At 59.3% G+C, this 15,708-nt stretch carries 18 protein-coding genes; 12 read left to right on the top strand and 6 right to left on the bottom strand.

Going from position 1 to position 15,708, the window contains the following annotated elements; genetic code table 11:
• Positions 1 to 2 precede the first annotated feature (2 nt).
• From pstA to CI807_RS05920, 7 genes are all read left to right on the top strand, one after another.
• Positions 3 to 1,673 carry a phosphate ABC transporter permease PstA gene (pstA, locus tag CI807_RS05950; protein WP_095014029.1) on the top strand — a complete coding sequence of 557 codons (1,671 nt, stop codon included), beginning with the start codon at positions 3 to 5 and terminating at the stop codon, positions 1,671 to 1,673.
• A gap of 72 nt (positions 1,674 to 1,745) precedes the next feature.
• Positions 1,746 to 2,579: a phosphate ABC transporter ATP-binding protein PstB gene (gene pstB, locus CI807_RS05945; protein WP_010207582.1), complete on the top strand. Its 834-nt coding sequence runs from the start codon at positions 1,746 to 1,748 to the stop codon at positions 2,577 to 2,579.
• A gap of 70 nt (positions 2,580 to 2,649) precedes the next feature.
• A complete protein-coding gene (gene phoU / locus CI807_RS05940; protein WP_095014028.1) occupies positions 2,650 to 3,411 on the top strand; it encodes a phosphate signaling complex protein PhoU in 762 nt (253 codons plus the stop codon).
• 169 nt (positions 3,412 to 3,580) lie between these two features.
• A complete protein-coding gene (locus CI807_RS05935) occupies positions 3,581 to 4,489 on the top strand; it encodes a response regulator (RefSeq protein WP_016978633.1) in 909 nt (302 codons plus the stop codon).
• Between the two features lie 187 nt (positions 4,490 to 4,676).
• On the top strand, positions 4,677 to 5,000 hold the full coding sequence (locus CI807_RS05930; protein ID WP_095014027.1) for a type II toxin-antitoxin system RelE/ParE family toxin: 324 nt from the start codon (positions 4,677 to 4,679) through the stop codon (positions 4,998 to 5,000).
• 4 nt (positions 5,001 to 5,004) lie between these two features.
• Positions 5,005 to 5,304, top strand: coding sequence for a helix-turn-helix domain-containing protein (locus CI807_RS05925; protein ID WP_095014026.1), 300 nt, complete (start codon positions 5,005 to 5,007; stop codon positions 5,302 to 5,304).
• A 55-nt stretch (positions 5,305 to 5,359) separates the two neighbouring features.
• Positions 5,360 to 6,022: a M23 family metallopeptidase gene (locus CI807_RS05920; RefSeq protein WP_095014025.1), complete on the top strand. Its 663-nt coding sequence runs from the start codon at positions 5,360 to 5,362 to the stop codon at positions 6,020 to 6,022.
• 105 nt (positions 6,023 to 6,127) lie between these two features.
• Here CI807_RS05920 and CI807_RS05915 read toward each other — a convergent pair whose 3' ends face one another.
• From CI807_RS05915 to phoB, 3 genes are all read right to left on the bottom strand, one after another.
• Positions 6,128 to 7,468 (bottom strand): hemolysin family protein, encoded by a 1,341-nt coding sequence (locus CI807_RS05915; protein WP_010207573.1) that lies wholly within the window; start codon positions 7,466 to 7,468, stop codon positions 6,128 to 6,130.
• Between the two features lie 124 nt (positions 7,469 to 7,592).
• On the bottom strand, positions 7,593 to 8,879 hold the full coding sequence (gene phoR, locus CI807_RS05910; RefSeq protein ID WP_256578783.1) for a phosphate regulon sensor histidine kinase PhoR: 1,287 nt from the start codon (positions 8,877 to 8,879) through the stop codon (positions 7,593 to 7,595).
• 71 nt (positions 8,880 to 8,950) lie between these two features.
• Positions 8,951 to 9,640, bottom strand: coding sequence for a phosphate regulon transcriptional regulator PhoB (gene phoB, locus CI807_RS05905; RefSeq protein ID WP_003176964.1), 690 nt, complete (start codon positions 9,638 to 9,640; stop codon positions 8,951 to 8,953).
• Positions 9,641 to 9,795: 155 nt separating this feature from the next.
• Here phoB and CI807_RS05900 point away from each other — a divergent pair, with 155 nt between their 5' ends.
• Positions 9,796 to 10,176 carry a hypothetical protein gene (locus CI807_RS05900; RefSeq protein WP_095014023.1) on the top strand — a complete coding sequence of 127 codons (381 nt, stop codon included), beginning with the start codon at positions 9,796 to 9,798 and terminating at the stop codon, positions 10,174 to 10,176.
• 32 nt (positions 10,177 to 10,208) lie between these two features.
• On the opposite strand, the gene ubiA is transcribed toward CI807_RS05900, so the two are convergent.
• Complete coding sequence (ubiA, locus tag CI807_RS05895) at positions 10,209 to 11,099, bottom strand: 4-hydroxybenzoate octaprenyltransferase (RefSeq protein WP_016978626.1); 891 nt, start codon at positions 11,097 to 11,099, stop codon at positions 10,209 to 10,211.
• Positions 11,099 to 11,662 carry a chorismate lyase gene (locus tag CI807_RS05890; RefSeq protein WP_095014022.1) on the bottom strand — a complete coding sequence of 188 codons (564 nt, stop codon included), beginning with the start codon at positions 11,660 to 11,662 and terminating at the stop codon, positions 11,099 to 11,101. Before CI807_RS05890 ends, ubiA begins: the two co-directional genes overlap by 1 nt.
• 194 nt (positions 11,663 to 11,856) lie before the next feature.
• Between CI807_RS05890 and CI807_RS05885 the strand changes: the two genes are divergently transcribed.
• The 4 genes from CI807_RS05885 to CI807_RS31710 all read left to right on the top strand — a co-directional run bounded on the left by CI807_RS05885 (position 11,857) and on the right by CI807_RS31710 (position 14,928).
• The gene (locus CI807_RS05885; RefSeq protein WP_015886569.1) at positions 11,857 to 12,024 is read left to right on the top strand and encodes a rubredoxin; all 168 of its coding nucleotides are present in this window, start codon (positions 11,857 to 11,859) and stop codon (positions 12,022 to 12,024) included.
• A gap of 37 nt (positions 12,025 to 12,061) precedes the next feature.
• Positions 12,062 to 13,210: an NAD(P)/FAD-dependent oxidoreductase gene (locus CI807_RS05880; protein ID WP_095014021.1), complete on the top strand. Its 1,149-nt coding sequence runs from the start codon at positions 12,062 to 12,064 to the stop codon at positions 13,208 to 13,210.
• A 191-nt stretch (positions 13,211 to 13,401) separates the two neighbouring features.
• Entirely contained in the window at positions 13,402 to 13,677 is a 276-nt protein-coding gene (locus tag CI807_RS05875) for an HU family DNA-binding protein (protein WP_095014020.1), read from the top strand.
• 279 nt (positions 13,678 to 13,956) lie between these two features.
• Positions 13,957 to 14,928 carry a hypothetical protein gene (locus CI807_RS31710; protein WP_256578716.1) on the top strand — a complete coding sequence of 324 codons (972 nt, stop codon included), beginning with the start codon at positions 13,957 to 13,959 and terminating at the stop codon, positions 14,926 to 14,928.
• 197 nt (positions 14,929 to 15,125) lie between these two features.
• On the opposite strand, the gene CI807_RS05865 is transcribed toward CI807_RS31710, so the two are convergent.
• On the bottom strand, positions 15,126 to 15,695 hold the full coding sequence (locus CI807_RS05865) for a hypothetical protein (RefSeq protein ID WP_095014019.1): 570 nt from the start codon (positions 15,693 to 15,695) through the stop codon (positions 15,126 to 15,128).
• Between the last annotated feature and the right edge of the window lie 13 nt (positions 15,696 to 15,708).

The raw sequence follows: 15,708 nt of genomic DNA, 5'->3' as shown, positions 1-15,708 counted from the left end.
CTGTGAAACAGAACTCCCTGAATGGATGGTTCAAGAGCGGCGCTCCCGGCGTCTGGATCAGCGGTGGCGCGGTGTCCATCGCGGTCATCATGACCATTGGTTTGCTGGCGGTGATCGCCGTGCGTGGCCTCGGCCACTTCTGGCCGGCCGACCTGATCCAGGCCAACTACAGCGTGCCGGGCCAGGCCAACCATATCGTCATCGGCGAAGTGGTGCAGAAAGAAGAAGTCCCCCGCGAGCGCCTGAAAAGCGCTGGCCTGCCGGTGCCGGACCAAGGCCCGGAGTTTATGACCCGCGAGCTGATCAAGGTTGGCAACCGTGACCTGAACGGTAACGACTTCACCTGGATCGTCGGCGAGTGGCTCAAGGACCAGACCACGCCGGCGAACCTGATGACCATCGAGCGCCGTGAGTGGGGCAATTTCTACGGCACCCTGGTCAACGTCAAGCAAGACGGCAAGGTCATCGCCGAAGGCGAGGCCGCATGGCCGGAGCTGCAGGCCCGTGTGGATCGCGTCAACAAACTGGCCGCCCAGCTCAAGACCCTGGAGAAATCCGACATCGGCGCGATCAACGCCGGTCTCGAACGTATCCGCCTGCATGGCCGCAAACTGGAGCTGGAAGGCAAGCTCGACGCCGCCGCCCAGGCCGACATGGATGCCGACCGCGCCGAGCTGAATGCCCGCTACCAGGACATCGAAGCCCGCCTGGCCGACCTGCACGCCCAGTTCAACCGCGACGCGCTGACCGCTCGCGACGGCAACGGCAAGGAAATCGAAATCGGCATCGGCAAAGTGGTGCACGCCTACCAGCCGAACGCCATGGGTACGATTACCAAGATCGGCTTCTACTTCAGCAAGGTCTGGGAATTCCTCAGCGATGACCCACGGGAAGCCAACACCGAAGGCGGGATCTTCCCGGCCATCTTCGGCACCGTGATGATGACCCTGATCATGGCGATGATCGTCACCCCGTTCGGCGTGCTGGCGGCGGTGTACCTGCGTGAATACGCCAAGCAGAACACCCTGACCCGCGTCATCCGTATCGCCGTGAACAACCTGGCCGGTGTACCGGCCATCGTCTACGGCGTGTTCGGCCTGGGCTTCTTCGTGTATGTATTGGGTGGTTCGGTTGACCGCCTGTTCTTCGCCGAAGCCCTGCCGGCGCCGACCTTTGGCACGCCGGGCCTGTTGTGGGCCTCGCTGACCCTGGCGCTGCTGGCGGTACCGGTGGTGATCGTGGCCACCGAAGAAGGCCTGGCGCGGATTCCTCGCACCGTACGTGAAGGCTCCCTGGCACTGGGCGCGACCAAGGCGGAAACGCTGTGGAAGATCGTTCTGCCAATGGCCAGCCCGGCGATGATGACCGGCATGATCCTCGCCGTGGCCCGCGCCGCTGGCGAAGTGGCGCCGCTGATGCTGGTCGGCGTGGTGAAACTGGCGCCGTCGCTGCCGCTGGACGGCAACTACCCGTACCTGCACCTGGACCAGAAGATCATGCACCTGGGCTTCCATATCTATGACGTCGGCTTCCAGAGCCCCAACGTCGAAGCCGCGCGGCCACTGGTGTACGCCACCGCGTTGCTGCTGGTGCTGGTGATCGCCACGCTCAACTTGTCGGCGGTGTGGATCCGTAACCACCTGCGCGAAAAATACAAAGCGTTGGATAGCTGATCTGAATATTGCTTGCCGCAGGCCCGATGCCTGCGGTTCAACACAACGAATTGGTAGCACAGGGAGCATCCCATGCAACAAGATACCCACACCCACGGCATCAACATGTCTGCCCTGGGTCGCGACAAGCAGAGCCTGAGCCTGGCCCAGGAAACCGTGGCCATCGAAGTGCCGGGCCTGAGCCTGTACTACGGTGAAAAGCAGGCGCTGTTCGACGTCAGCATGAACATCCCCAAGCAGCGCGTGACCGCCTTCATCGGCCCGTCGGGCTGCGGCAAGTCCACGCTGCTGCGCACCTTCAACCGCATGAACGACCTGGTGGACGGCTGCCGCGTAGACGGTGCGATCAACCTCTACGGCACCAACATCTACCGCAAGGGCGAAGACGTGGCCGAGCTGCGTCGCCGTGTGGGCATGGTGTTCCAGAAGCCCAACCCGTTCCCCAAGACCATCTACGAAAACGTGGTCTACGGCCTGCGCATCCAGGGCATCAACAAGAAACGCATCCTCGACGAAGCGGTTGAGTGGGCCTTGAAAGGCGCGGCACTGTGGGACGAAGTGAAGGACCGTCTGCACGAATCGGCCCTCGGCCTGTCCGGCGGTCAGCAACAGCGTCTGGTCATTGCCCGCACCATCGCCGTTGAGCCGGAAGTACTGCTGCTCGACGAACCTTGCTCGGCACTCGACCCGATCTCCACACTGAAAGTCGAAGAGCTGATCTACGAGCTCAAGTCCAAGTTCACCATCGTCATCGTGACCCACAACATGCAACAGGCGGCGCGGGTTTCCGACTACACCGCGTTCATGTACATGGGCAAGCTGGTGGAGTTCGGCGATACCGACACCCTGTTCACCAATCCGGCGAAGAAGCAGACCGAAGACTACATCACCGGTCGCTACGGCTAGGATGCCGGGATTTTCCTCGCACTGACGCTGCGGTTCTCCGCACCTTACCGGACGCTCCAAGGACGCCAACATGATTAGCAAAGAAGGCCTTACCCACCACATCTCCGCGCAGTTCAACGCCGAGCTCGAGGAAGTGCGCAGCCACCTCCTGGCGATGGGCGGGCTGGTGGAGAAGCAAGTCAACGACGCCGTTACCGCGCTGATCGAGGCCGACTCGGGCCTGGCCCAGCAAGTGCGTGAGATCGATGACCAGATCAACCAGATGGAACGCAACATCGACGAAGAATGCCTGCGCATTCTGGCCCGTCGCCAGCCGGCGGCGTCCGACCTGCGTTTGATCATCAGCATCTCCAAGTCGGTGATCGACCTGGAGCGCATCGGCGACGAAGCCACCAAGATCGCCCGCCGCGCCATCCAGCTCTGCGAAGAAGGTGAAGCGCCACGCGGTTATGTGGAAGTGCGCCACATCGGCGACCAGGTGCGCAACATGGTGCGCGATGCTCTCGACGCCTTTGCTCGCTTCGATGCTGAGCTGGCACTGTCGGTGGCCCAGTACGACAAGGTCATCGACCGCGAATACAAGACCGCGCTGCGTGAGCTGGCGACTTACATGATGGAAGACCCACGCTCTATCTCGCGTGTCTTGAGCATTATCTGGGTGCTGCGTTCCCTGGAGCGTATCGGCGACCACGCGCGTAATATCTCGGAACTGGTGATTTACCTGGTGCGCGGCACCGACGTACGTCACATGGGCCTCAAGCGCATGAAGGCCGAAGTTGAAGGTTCGGCCGATCTTATCCCTAATGTTCCGGGCCAAACTGACGATAAGTAAGGTTGCCCGAGAAATTAACGCCCGGCCTTTGGTCGGGCGTTTTTGTTTGTGGCCACTGAATTTTTTGCACGTTGAGCGAGATAAATTCCCAACGTGACTACCGAGTTTTGGCAAAATGCCATCAGTCAGGCGTCTTGCGTGCCGAAGTTTTAATTAGGATGAAGGGTCGATGAGTAAAGTCAGTGTATTGGTGGTGGATGACGCCTCGTTTATCCGCGACCTGGTGAAGAAGTGCCTGCGCAACTACTTCCCCGGGATCAAGCTTGAAGACGCGGTGAACGGCAAAAAGGCCCAGGCCATCCTGATGCGCGAGAGCTTCGACCTGGTGCTGTGCGACTGGGAAATGCCGGAGATGTCCGGCCTTGAACTGTTGACCTGGTGCCGTGAGCAGCCTCACCTCAAGGCTATGCCATTCGTGATGGTGACCAGCCGTGGCGACAAGGAAAACGTGGTCCAGGCCATCCAGGCCGGAGTTTCTGGCTACGTCAGCAAGCCGTTCACCAACGAACAGTTGCTGAACAAGGTCAAGCAAGCCCTGCACAAGATCGGTCGGCTCGACGCGCTGGTCGCCAGCGCACCCACCAAGATGAACTCGGCGTTCGGCAACGATTCCCTCAGCGCACTGACCGGCGGCAAGCCCGAAGCGGCGCGTGCAGCGCCAGTGGTTGCAGCCGCCCCAGCGCCGAGCAAAGGCTTGCTCAACAGCCCACCGGTACAGGCACCTTCAGCGGCGCCGGCCGGCGGTCGTGGCCAGGGCCAACTGCGCCTGTCCAGCGGCAACCAACAATGCGTAATCAAAGCGCTGAGCATCAAGGAAGCGCTGCTGGTGGTGCGCCGTGGCGAAGTCCTGCCTCAGGTACTGGAAAGCGCCGTGCTCGACCTGGAGCAGGGCGACAACGCCGAAGTCGCTCGTCTCAATGGCTACCTGCACGCCATCGTCGCCTTTGAGCCCAAGCCTGACAGCGATTGGCTGCAGCTGACCTTCCGGTTTATCGACCAGGACGCGCAGAAGCTTGATTACATCTCCCGCCTGATCGCACGCGGCACGGCGCAGAAGCACTTTGTGCCGGGTGCGTAATCTTCTGAATACCGGGAATCGACCGACTGTCTGATTCCCGTTCCCTGTCTTGATTTATATCTGTTTCGATATAGGCTCTCGGTAACGTCTCAGTGTTATCGAGTCTTCGCTATGCCTTGAAACAAACCTCTAAGCCCCTTGGCCGAATCGTCGATTACGCTTTTCCTTTCCAGAAAAGGAGAAGCCAATGCCAAGGCACAAGGATGTGGTGTTTCTAGGAAGTTCGCTCAAGGACCTCAAAACGTTTCCTCTCGACGCCCGCAGGGTGGCAGGCTTTCAGTTGGATCTCTTGCAACAGGGCGAGCAGCCCTTTGATTGCAAACCGATGAAAACCATCGGGAGAGGCGTCAGTGAGATTCGGATTACTGAGGAGTCAGGAGCTTTTCGAGTGTTTTATGTGGTCAACCGGCCAGAGGCCATCTATGTGCTGCACGCGCTGCGCAAGACCACACAAAAAACCGAAGGGCATGATATCGAGCTGGCTCGCGCCAGATTGCAGGAGTTAGGTTGAGCCCATGACCAATCAAAAAGTTTACGGTGAGCGTTTCAGCTGTGTTTGGGACGCTTTGGAGGATACGCCACAGCAAGCCGCCAATATGCGGCTGCGGTCAAAATTGCTCTTGGAGCTGTGCCAGACCATTCGCAGCTGGGAGCTTTCTCAAAAAGACGCGGCACACAGATTGGGCATCAGTCAGCCCCGACTTAACGACGTCCTCACCGGCAAGATCGACAAGCTCTCTCTGGATGCCTTGGTCAATCTGTCGGCCGCTGCCCAAATGAACGTGGATATTTGTTTCAACGGGCTGCCAGCCTAAAGTTGTCATCAAACCTCGCTAACCTGCCGCTAAGTCATCCCGGCAGGTTCACGCCATGCTCATGCGCTTATTGCTCTGCGGTGGGCTGGCAGCGGTCGCTCTGTCGACCCAGGCCATGACCCTCTACAAATCCGTCGATGCCGATGGCGTGGTGTTTATCAGCGACCGGTATACGCCAGGCGCCCAGGCGTTCGTGATCCGGGAGCGCAAGCTTGAGCGGCCGATACTCGACAGGCCTCCAGCCCGCTACCCGCCTCAGGCCTACCGCTATCCCTTGCCCTGGCGCGGCGGCCCATTTCGCCTGACTCAAGGCCCCAACGGCACTTTCAGCCATACCGATAGTAAGAGCCGCTACGCGATGGACATCGCCATGCCCGAAGGCACGCCAATCATTGCGGCACGCGGCGGAATGGTGGTGAAGACCGAGAATGAGCAGGTCGGGCGTGGCAATGATGCGTCCGGGAATTTTGTACGAGTGCGTCATGACGACGGCAGTGAGGCGGTGTACCTGCACCTCAAGCAAGGTTCGGTCAGTGTCCGGGCAGGTCAACGTGTGGCGGTGGGTAGCCCGCTGGCCCTGTCGGGCAATACCGGCAACAGCAGCGGGCCGCACTTGCATTTCGTGGTACAGCGCGCCACCGAGGCGGGGCTGGTGTCGATCCCGTATGAGTTCAACCAGCCGGTCGGCGCATTGCCCAATTTTGCATTGGGCAATTGAAGGATGTAGGAGCGAGCTTGCTCGCGAAAAACGTCAGAGCGCCGCAGGGTTTCAGGCTCAGCGCGTTATCGTTGACGATTTTCGCGGGCAAGCCCGCTCCTACAGTTAGTCCAGCAGCAGCACCTTGGCCAACACGATCTTCGGCCCTTTCATCTTCTTGATGATGATGCGCAAGCCTTCCACCTCCAGCACTTCCTCCTCTTCCGGCACGCGCTTGAGGGTGTCGTAGATCAGACCGGCCAGGGTTTCGGCTTCGATGTGGTCCAGGTCGACACCCAGCAGGCGCTCGACCTTGAACAGCGGCGTGTCGCCACGCACCAGCAGCTTGCCCGGCTGGTAGGCCAGGATGCCGCGCTCGGCCTTGCGGTGTTCGTCCTGGATATCGCCCACCAGCACTTCCAGCACGTCTTCCATGGTCAGGTAGCCGATGATCTTGCCGTCGGCTTCTTCCACCAGGGCGAAGTGCGCGCCGCCTTTGCGGAACTGTTCCAGCAGTTGCGACAGCGGCATGTGCCGCGACACACGCTCCAGCGGGCGGGTCAGCTCGGCCAGGTTGAACGACTCGGGGATGTGGTCCAGGGCCGCCAGTTCCAGCAGCAGGTCCTTGATGTGCAGCAGGCCCACGAATTCGTTGCGCACCGCGTCATACACAGGGTAGCGGCTGAATTTGTGGCGACGGAACAGCGCGAGGATTTCCTTGAGCGGGGCGTTGAAGTCCAGGGTCACCAGGTCTTCTCGGGAGTTGGCCCAGTCCACCACTTCCAGCTCGCCCATTTCCACGGCGGAGGCCAGCACGCGCATGCCTTGGTCGCTCGGGTCCTGTCCACGGCTGGAGTGCAGGATCAGCTTGAGTTCTTCGCGGCTGTAATGGTGTTCGTGGTGCGGGCCAGGCTCGCCTTGGCCGGCGATGCGCAGGATGGCGTTGGCGCTGGCGTTGAGCAGGTAGATCGCCGGGTACATGGCCCAGTAGAACAGGTACAGCGGCACCGCCGTCCACAGCGACAGCAGTTCGGGCTTGCGAATCGCCCAGGACTTGGGCGCCAGCTCACCGACCACGATGTGCAGGTAGGAAATCACGAAGAAGGCGGCAAAGAACGACACGCCCTTGATCACTTCCGGCGACTCGACGCCCACGGCGCCCAGCAGCGGCTCAAGGATGTGCGCGAAGGCCGGCTCACCGACCCAGCCCAAGCCCAGGGAAGCGAGGGTGATACCCAGCTGGCAGGCCGACAGGTACGCGTCGAGCTGGCTGTGCACGGTGCGCAGGATCTGTCCGCGCCAGCCGTTCTTGTGGGCGATGGCCTCGACCCGGGTGGCGCGCAGTTTGACCATGGCAAATTCCGCCGCAACGAAGAAACCGTTGAGCAGTACCAGGATCAGTGCAAAAAGAATCATGCCGAAGTCGGCGAAGAGTGTAGCGAGGGTGATACCAGGGGAAGGGTCCATGATGGGGTTTTGCAGGTTCCGTGTGTTCAATAAGAGGTGGCAGGTGGGCCTGGAAGACAGGCGCAAGTCGGCCAATGTAGCGGCTGACGGGGCGCTTGCCTAGTGCCCACTGCCGGGCGGGCCGTCAGGTGTCCTGATCAATTGCCTTCGATCGTGTCATCTGTGCTGGCGGAAAATGGCAGGTAAACGTACTGCCATGGCCCAACACGCTGCTGATCTCCAGGCGTGCCCGGTGACGCAGCAGCACGTGCTTGACGATCGCTAGGCCAAGCCCGGTGCCGCCAGTGTTGGAGTTGCGGCTGGAGTCGACGCGGTAGAAGCGCTCGGTCAGGCGCGGCAAGTGCTTGGCGTCGATGCCGATGCCGGAGTCCTGCACGCTCAGGTGCGCGCCCTGTTCGTCGGCCCACCAGCGGATGCGGATGTTGCCTTTGTCCTGGGTGTACTTCACGGCGTTGAACACCAGGTTGGAAAACGCGCTGCGCAGCTCGCCTTCGCTGCCTTTGAGCAGCACGACGGGGTCGGCTTCCAGGGTGATCTGCTGCCCGCGTTGGCCGGACAGGGCCTGGGCGTCGTTCTTGATGGTCTGCAGCAGGCTTTGCACGGCGACAGGATGGTTATCCGACGGGTAATCGGTCGCCTCCAACTTGGCCAGCAACAGCAGGTCGTTGAGCAGTGTCTGCATGCGTGAACCTTGCTGCTGCATTTGCTGCAGGGCACGGCTCCAGCGCGGGTTGATCTCGTCGACGTTGTCCAGCAGTGTCTCCAGGTAGCCACAGATCACCGTCAGCGGTGTGCGTAACTCGTGGGAAACGTTTGCGACGAAGTCTTTGCGCATCTGTTCCAGCTGGTGAATGCGGGTGACGTCGCGCACCAGCATCAGGTGCTCGTTGTTGCCATAACGCGTCAGGTACAGCTGGATGCGCACGCGGTCATTGGTGGGCGAGGGGATTTCCAGGGCTTCTTCGTAGTTCTCCTGTTCGAAGTACTCCTTGAAGCGCGGGTGGCGCACCAGGTTGGTTACGGGCTGGCCGCTGTCCTGGGGCGTCTTGAGGCCCAGCAGGGTCTCGGCGGCGCGGTTCCACCATTCCAGGTTGCCGTCGCTGTCGAGCATGATCACTGCATCTTTCAACGCGGCCGTGGATTCCTGCACCCGGTCAATCACCGCTTGCAGGCGCCCCCGAACCCGTTGATCGCGGCGTTGCAAGTGGTAGATGCTGTCGAACACTTCGCCCCACAGGCCGTAGCCATCGGGTGGTGCTTCATCGGGTTTGTGCTGGCGCAGCCATTCATGCAGGCGCAGCAATTGCTTGAGGGTCCAACCCAGGTACAAGGCAATGCCGGCTGCCAGGCTCCAGCCGTAGTAACCGCTGACCAAACCCACCAACAGGCAGCCGGTGATCAGCAAAAGCATGTGGCGGATCAGGGTGCCATGCCAGTTTTGGTTCACTTGAACATGCGTCCTTGTCAGCTGTTAAGTCAGGCTCAGCCCTTGGTGGAAAATCGATAACCGGTGCCGCGCACGGTTTGTACCAGATTCTCGTAGGCATCGCCCAAGGCTTTGCGCAGGCGACGGATATGCACGTCCACGGTGCGCTCTTCCACATACACATTGCCGCCCCACACCTGGTCCAGCAATTGGCCACGGGTGTAGGCGCGTTCCTGGTGGGTCATGAAGAATTGCAGCAGGCGGTATTCGGTCGGCCCCATCTCGGCCGGCTTGCCGTCGATGGTCACGCGGTGGCTGATCGGGTCCAGCAGCAGGCCGCCGACTTCGATAGGCGCCTCGCCATCGGTTGGGCCGGCGCGGCGCAATACGGCTTTCAGACGTGCGACCAACTCGCGTGGGGAAAACGGCTTGGTGATGTAGTCATCGGCGCCGACTTCCAGGCCCTGGATCTTGTTGTCCTCTTCGCCCTTGGCAGTGAGCATGATGATCGGGATGTCCCCGGTCAGCTCGTCACGCTTGAGGCGGCGGGCCAGTTCGATGCCGGAGGTGCCGGGCAGCATCCAGTCCAGCAGGATCAAGTCCGGCTTGCGGTCGACGATAATGGCATGGGCCTGCTGGGAGTTCTCCGCCTCCAGGCAGTCGTAGCCGGCCATTTCCAACGCAACGGCGATCATCTCGCGGATGGGCGCTTCGTCGTCAACAATCAGAATGCTCCTGCCAACCATGCTCAAAAATCCTCTTGTCATTTAACTGTCTTGCGCCGCATTAGATAACGGAATTATTGCAGTCGTGTGACAGTAATTTAGTCGCTCGGGCAATTCCCGCCTCTCTGGACTACGCTTTGGGTCCGAATCCTGACAACCACAAAAGGAAGGTTCCGATGACTTACAGCATGATTTCCTGGAAAGCCCTGCTGGTAACGGCGGCGTTGACGCTGCCGACCCTGGCATTCGCGGCGGAACCGGCGATGACGAAAGACGGGATGTTGGTCGACCACAAGGGCATGACGCTTTACACCTTTGCCAAGGACGCCGATGGCAAGTCCATGTGCAACGACAAGTGCGCCACCAACTGGCCTCCACTGATGGCTGAGTCCACCGATAAGCCCATGGGGAAATGGACCGTCGTCACCCGTGATGATCAGAAAAGCCAATGGGCTTACAGCGGGAAGCCGCTCTATACCTTCATCATGGACAAGAAGGCGGGCGACATGACCGGTGACGGCAAAATGGACGGGGCCTGGAAAGTCGCCAAACCTTGATGCATACCTCTAACGGTGAGGGGCCTGGCCCCTCATCGAAATGCGTAATCCGCCACAATCCCGACAAAAATCGCCAACCCTGCCCAGTGGTTGTGCAAAAACGCCTTGAAGCACTTCATCCGATCCTTGTCCCGCGTATACCAGAACTCCCAGGCAAAACAGCCCGCCGCCGCCAGCAGCCCCAGGTGAAACCAGCCGCCCAGCTCAAACCGCGCTCCGGCCAGCAACAGGCACGCCAGCGACAGGCCCTGCAAGGTCAGAATGATCACGCGATCGGCTTCACCAAACAGGATGGCCGTGGATTTCACGCCGATCTTCAAGTCGTCATCGCGGTCGGTCATCGCGTAATACGTGTCGTAGCCCACCGTCCACAGCAGGTTGGCGATGTACAGCAGCCACGCGGTGGCGGGCAGGCTGCCGGTCTCGGCAGTGAACGCCATCGGCATGCCCCAGGAAAACGCCGCCCCCAGCACCACCTGCGGGTAGTAGGTGTAGCGCTTCATGAACGGGTAGCTCGCCGCTAGGGCCAGGCCACCGAGTGACAGCAGGATGGTGGTGGCGTTGGTCAGCAGCACTAGCAGGAAACTGATGCCCATCAGCACCGCGAAAAACACCAGCGCCTCTTTCGAACTGATCTTGCCGCTCACCAGTGGGCGCTGCTCGGTGCGCTTTACATGGCCGTCGACCTTGCGGTCGGCCCAGTCATTGATCACGCAACCACCGGCGCGGGTCAGCACCACGCCCAACACGAAAATCACGATATTGAGCAGGGAGGGCGAGCCCTTGCCTGCAATCCACAGCGCCCACAGCGTCGGCCACAGCAGCAGGTAGATGCCGATGGGCTTGTCCATGCGGGTCAGTTGGATGAAATCCCAGGCCCTCGGGTTCAAGTGGTTCAGGGATTTGAGCAGACGCTGGTACATCAGCAGTTCTCCGGATGGGCGTGCAACGCGTGCCAGAAGCTGGGCAGAAAGATCTCCGCAACCAACACGCTCAGCGGCCCGCGATCAAAACGTGAACGGCGCGCCCATAGGCCGTCGACCTGATCCGCCACAGGCAGCCATTGTTGTGGGTAATGGCACACCTCGATGGCCTGGCGCGTGAATGCCTGGTCGCAGAACAACAATTCGCCCAGTGAGCGGCTGCCCAATTCATCCATATGCAAGCCGTCGCCCTGCAGGGCGCTGCGTGCCGCCACACTGCGCGCGAACACCCAAGGCTGGCCGTGACCACGCAAATACACCTCGCGTACCCAGCCGATACTGGCCGGTGGCAGTGCCAGGGCGGCGCATTCATCGTCTCGTAACGGTTGCCAGCCCTCGAACAGCGGCGTCACGCTGAAACCGTCGTTGGACAGCCACGTCAGCCGCCGCGTCAGCGAGTCTTCGTTGAACAGCCAGTTGAGGGTCAAGGGCGCGGGCGCGGGGTGCAGAAGGCTCTGGATCAGCCATTGGCAAGCATCGGGAGGGTCGATTGAGTGCGGCACGGTGAGTCAGTATTGGCAGCAAAAGAGGCGGCGAGCTTACCATGACGCCTCTGGTTTTTGCCGGACCGAACCGGCTGTTTGCGTCGATCGTGCTTGCATCTGCCGGCCCCGATCAGTACAAAACGCCCTGAGCCGCACGGCAACGCGGGTCTATCGACCGTCGGCCAAGATGCCTGACCCTGAGGAAGCAAGTGATGAAGAAGTGGCAATGTGTAGTCTGTGGCCTGATCTATGACGAGAAAGACGGCTGGCCGGATGACGGAATTCTGCCTGGCACCCGTTGGGAAGACGTCCCGGAAGACTGGCTGTGCCCGGACTGCGGCGTGGGCAAAATGGATTTCGAAATGATCGAAATCGGCTGATTTTTGGTTTTCAGATAAGTACTACAAGGAGAAGGGAATGAGCGCACCTGTCGTGATCATCGGCACAGGATTGGCCGGTTACAACGTGGCCCGGGAGTTTCGCAAGCTCGACAGCGAGACCCCCTTGTTGCTGATCACCGCCGATGACGGGCGCTCCTACTCCAAGCCCATGCTCTCCACTGGTTTTGGCAAGAACAAGGAAGCCGATGGCCTGAGCATGGCTGAACCTGGCGCAATGGCCGAACAACTCAAGGCCGAAGTGCGCACCCACACTCGCGTCAGCGGCATCGACCCTGGCCACAAGCGCTTGTGGATTGGTGAGGAAGCGGTGGCTTACCGCGACCTGATCCTGGCCTGGGGCGCCGAAACCGTGCGTGTACCGGTGGAAGGCGATGCGGCTGAGCTGATTTTCCCGATCAATGACCTCGAAGATTACGCACGCTTCCGTACCGCGGCTGCCGGTAAGCGCCGTGTGCTGCTGCTCGGCGCCGGCTTGATTGGCTGTGAATTTGCCAACGACCTGATCCTGGGCGGTTATGAAATCGACCTGGTGGCGCCGTGCGAGCAAGTCATGCCGACCCTGCTGCACCCGGCCGCCGCCGCAGCGGTCCAGGCCGGACTGCAAAGTCTCGGCGCGCGTTTCCATCTCGGTCCAGTGCTCAATCGCCTGCTGCGCACCGCTGACGGCCTGGAAGCCCACCTGTCGGACGGTGAAGTGATCGCCTGCGACCTGGTGGTCTCAGCCATCGGCCTGCGCCCACGGGTGGATCTGGCCGCCGCCGCCGGCCTGCAGACCAATCGCGGGATCATGGTGGACCGCCACCTCAAGACCTCACACGCCAACATCTACGCCCTGGGCGATTGCGCCGAAGTCGACGGACTGAACCTGCTGTACGTGATGCCGCTGATGAGCTGCGCCCGCGCGCTGGCCCAGACCCTGGCCGGCAACGCCACGGCAGTCAGCTACGGCCCGATGCCGGTGACCGTCAAGACGCCGGTGTGCCCGCTGGTGGTCTCGCCACCGCCACGGGGTACCGAAGGCGTGTGGAGCGTTGAAGGCGAGGGCGCCGATATCAAGGCCCTGTGCCGCGACGCCAGCGGCCGCCTGCTGGGCTATGCCCTGACCGGCAGCGCTGTGATGGAAAAACTCGCCCTCAATAAAGAGCTTCCGCCGTTGCTGGCGTAAATACCGGTCGTTCTGTCGGAATAACCGCGTTTTTCACCCTAGAAAGGTCGCCGCAAGACTGGCGGAGCGTGCGATGGCATGCCATCCTCACTCCCGTCTGCCGCAGAGTAGAGCCTGCGGCGCTTTGGGCGCTGCTCCAGAAGAGAGCAGCACGGACATAACAACAAAAAACCGTCAAAGAGGCTTCACTTATGCGTAAACCAGAACTCGCAGCCGCCATCGCTGAAAAAGCGGATCTCACCAAAGAACAGGCCAACCGCGTCCTCAACGCCGTTCTCGAAGAAATCACCGGCGCCCTGCACCGCAAGGACAGCGTCACCCTGGTTGGCTTCGGCACCTTCCTGCAACGCCATCGCGGCGCCCGCACTGGCAAAAACCCGCAAACCGGTGAACCGGTGAAAATCAAGGCCAGCAACACGGTTGCGTTCAAACCGGGCAAATCGCTGAAAGATACCGTTAACGAGTAACCGGCAGTACCGTCTCGAAAGGGGGCGGGGCGGTAGGAAAAATGGGCACGCCGACGAGGTTGGGTGCCCATTTTTTGTGGGAAGAAGAAAAGTGGGCGAACTGTTGATAGGGTTTCATTTTATGTGTTTTCGGAACTTGCTGCGCAAGTTGCGATGTGCATTTTCGAATGTTTTTGTCATTTAAATAGTTATAGTGTTTTGGAACTTGTTTGTGCAGAGCGTCACTTAAATTTCGAGGTTGCAGGGAGCCCTCTCTAATAATTGTTAAGAGGTCTATTTATGAACGTGTCCGAAAAGTCATACATTCCACTACTTGCTCCAATGATTCAGCCAAAAACTCATGGTGTTACGACTCCAGCAGTTTCAGGCAATCATCTGACAGCTCCAGACAGTTCTGACGTTGAACGGAGCCTGAATAACGGAGGTGGTCGCTCGTCCCAGTACCCCGTCGCGAGTGATCAAGAGAATCAAGCCCGATATAAGCGAGCAGGTTCTAGGTTAAAGTTTTTCAGGGCCCCAAAGCGCCCCAAACCACCTAAGCCACCCGCGGCACCCAAGCCCCCCAAGCCCCCTAAAGTCGCCGTGCCACCCAAGAAGCCAATAGGTGGGCCAAATGGTGTGCAGGGCGCCGCCAATAACTCGAAAGCCATTGGCAACTTGCACAACGCAAATGCATTTACGCCATTATCCAGTCAATTGGCGTACAGCGCGCGTAACGCCTTAATAAGTGCAACCGTAGGTACATTGATTCATTTGCCCTTCAGTGTGGCAGAGCATGTAGGCTCTAAAGCCATCGCGGACAGAATTGATGCGCAAGCTGAAATGCCGGGTGCAGAAAAAAAGAACGCGGATGGCACTGTCACTACGGTAGACCCGTCCGCGACGCAACAGCAAAAATTGGACGCGCGTCTTGAGGGCGCCGAAATAAAAACCGAGCTGATGGTCAACAATATTCTTTCCATCAACGAAGGGAAAGACGCGAAGGCTATGGGTAAAGACCCCAGTGCGCCCACTGATACTCCCTCAAGGCTTGCGGCACTTGAGAAAAGAATGGACGCCATAGAAGAACAGATGGAAGACATTGGTGAACGCTACGGGATTATTTATAAACCTTATGTTGCGTCCGACTCGTCGCAAGCGCCGACTGATGAGTCTCGTATAAAAAATATTGAAGAGCGTTACGCTTATATGAACAAGATGACCAAGGTGTTGATTGCATCGAGGAACGCAATTGTAGAAGACGAAGAGTAACACGTCGGCAGTGCCAATCAACAATCTCAGGCCACAGCGTCAAAGTTTAAAAGTTGATCTGTGGCCTTCGATGTCAGCCGACTTTGTTGTTGCAGAGTACGACAAAGGGGGCAGATTTATTTACAGTTCCTATCCGGATTAAATAGATCTGTTCCCTTTATCGCCATCGCCTTTATCGTTGAGTAAGCGGTCTACTCTTATTTGGAGTCAAATAATTCTTGCGTATGCAGGACTGCCTTGTTTACTCGCTCTGAAGCGGTAACGCTATCAATGCGTAAGTCGTCGGGTATGTGCTCATAGTCCATAGCCTCACCCTCTGTAAGCGCTCCACGCAGATGAGCAATTACTCTGAAAATAATGTGATGCATACGCCAGCAAATTGAGGGTTCAATATTTACCAGCTGTTCCTCAGATGCGGGCGTGCTTACGCCGCCAGTCCAGATTTCTGACTCAAACGCGAATTGAATTCTGTCATAACCAGAGGTCGATTTCGTGTAGTCCGGGTCACTGAAAAGAATCTTCCAGCGAGGGATATCTGAAAAATGCATGCTGCAGAAAATCGGTCGAAACAAATGTTTTGAGGTGTCCACCTCGCTGATCGAGGTTGGGATTTGTGTATAGAATTTCTCAAAAACCTCAATCAGATGTCCCAGCGCAGGAGGAATCAGCTCGATATAGCGTGCAATCACAAAGCCAGGCTCATCTGAATCGTTGAGGGCTGGGATGTAGAAAAGATCACCCGGTTTGGGTGCCTTGAGGGTTTTCATACAGCAGCCTCTT

The sequence above is a fragment of the Pseudomonas sp. NS1(2017) genome, from assembly GCF_002269425.1.
GTDB classification, from domain to species: domain Bacteria; phylum Pseudomonadota; class Gammaproteobacteria; order Pseudomonadales; family Pseudomonadaceae; genus Aquipseudomonas; species Aquipseudomonas reactans.
Note: the sequence above shows the minus strand (reverse complement) of the source record. Positions and strands in the feature narration are given on the sequence as shown.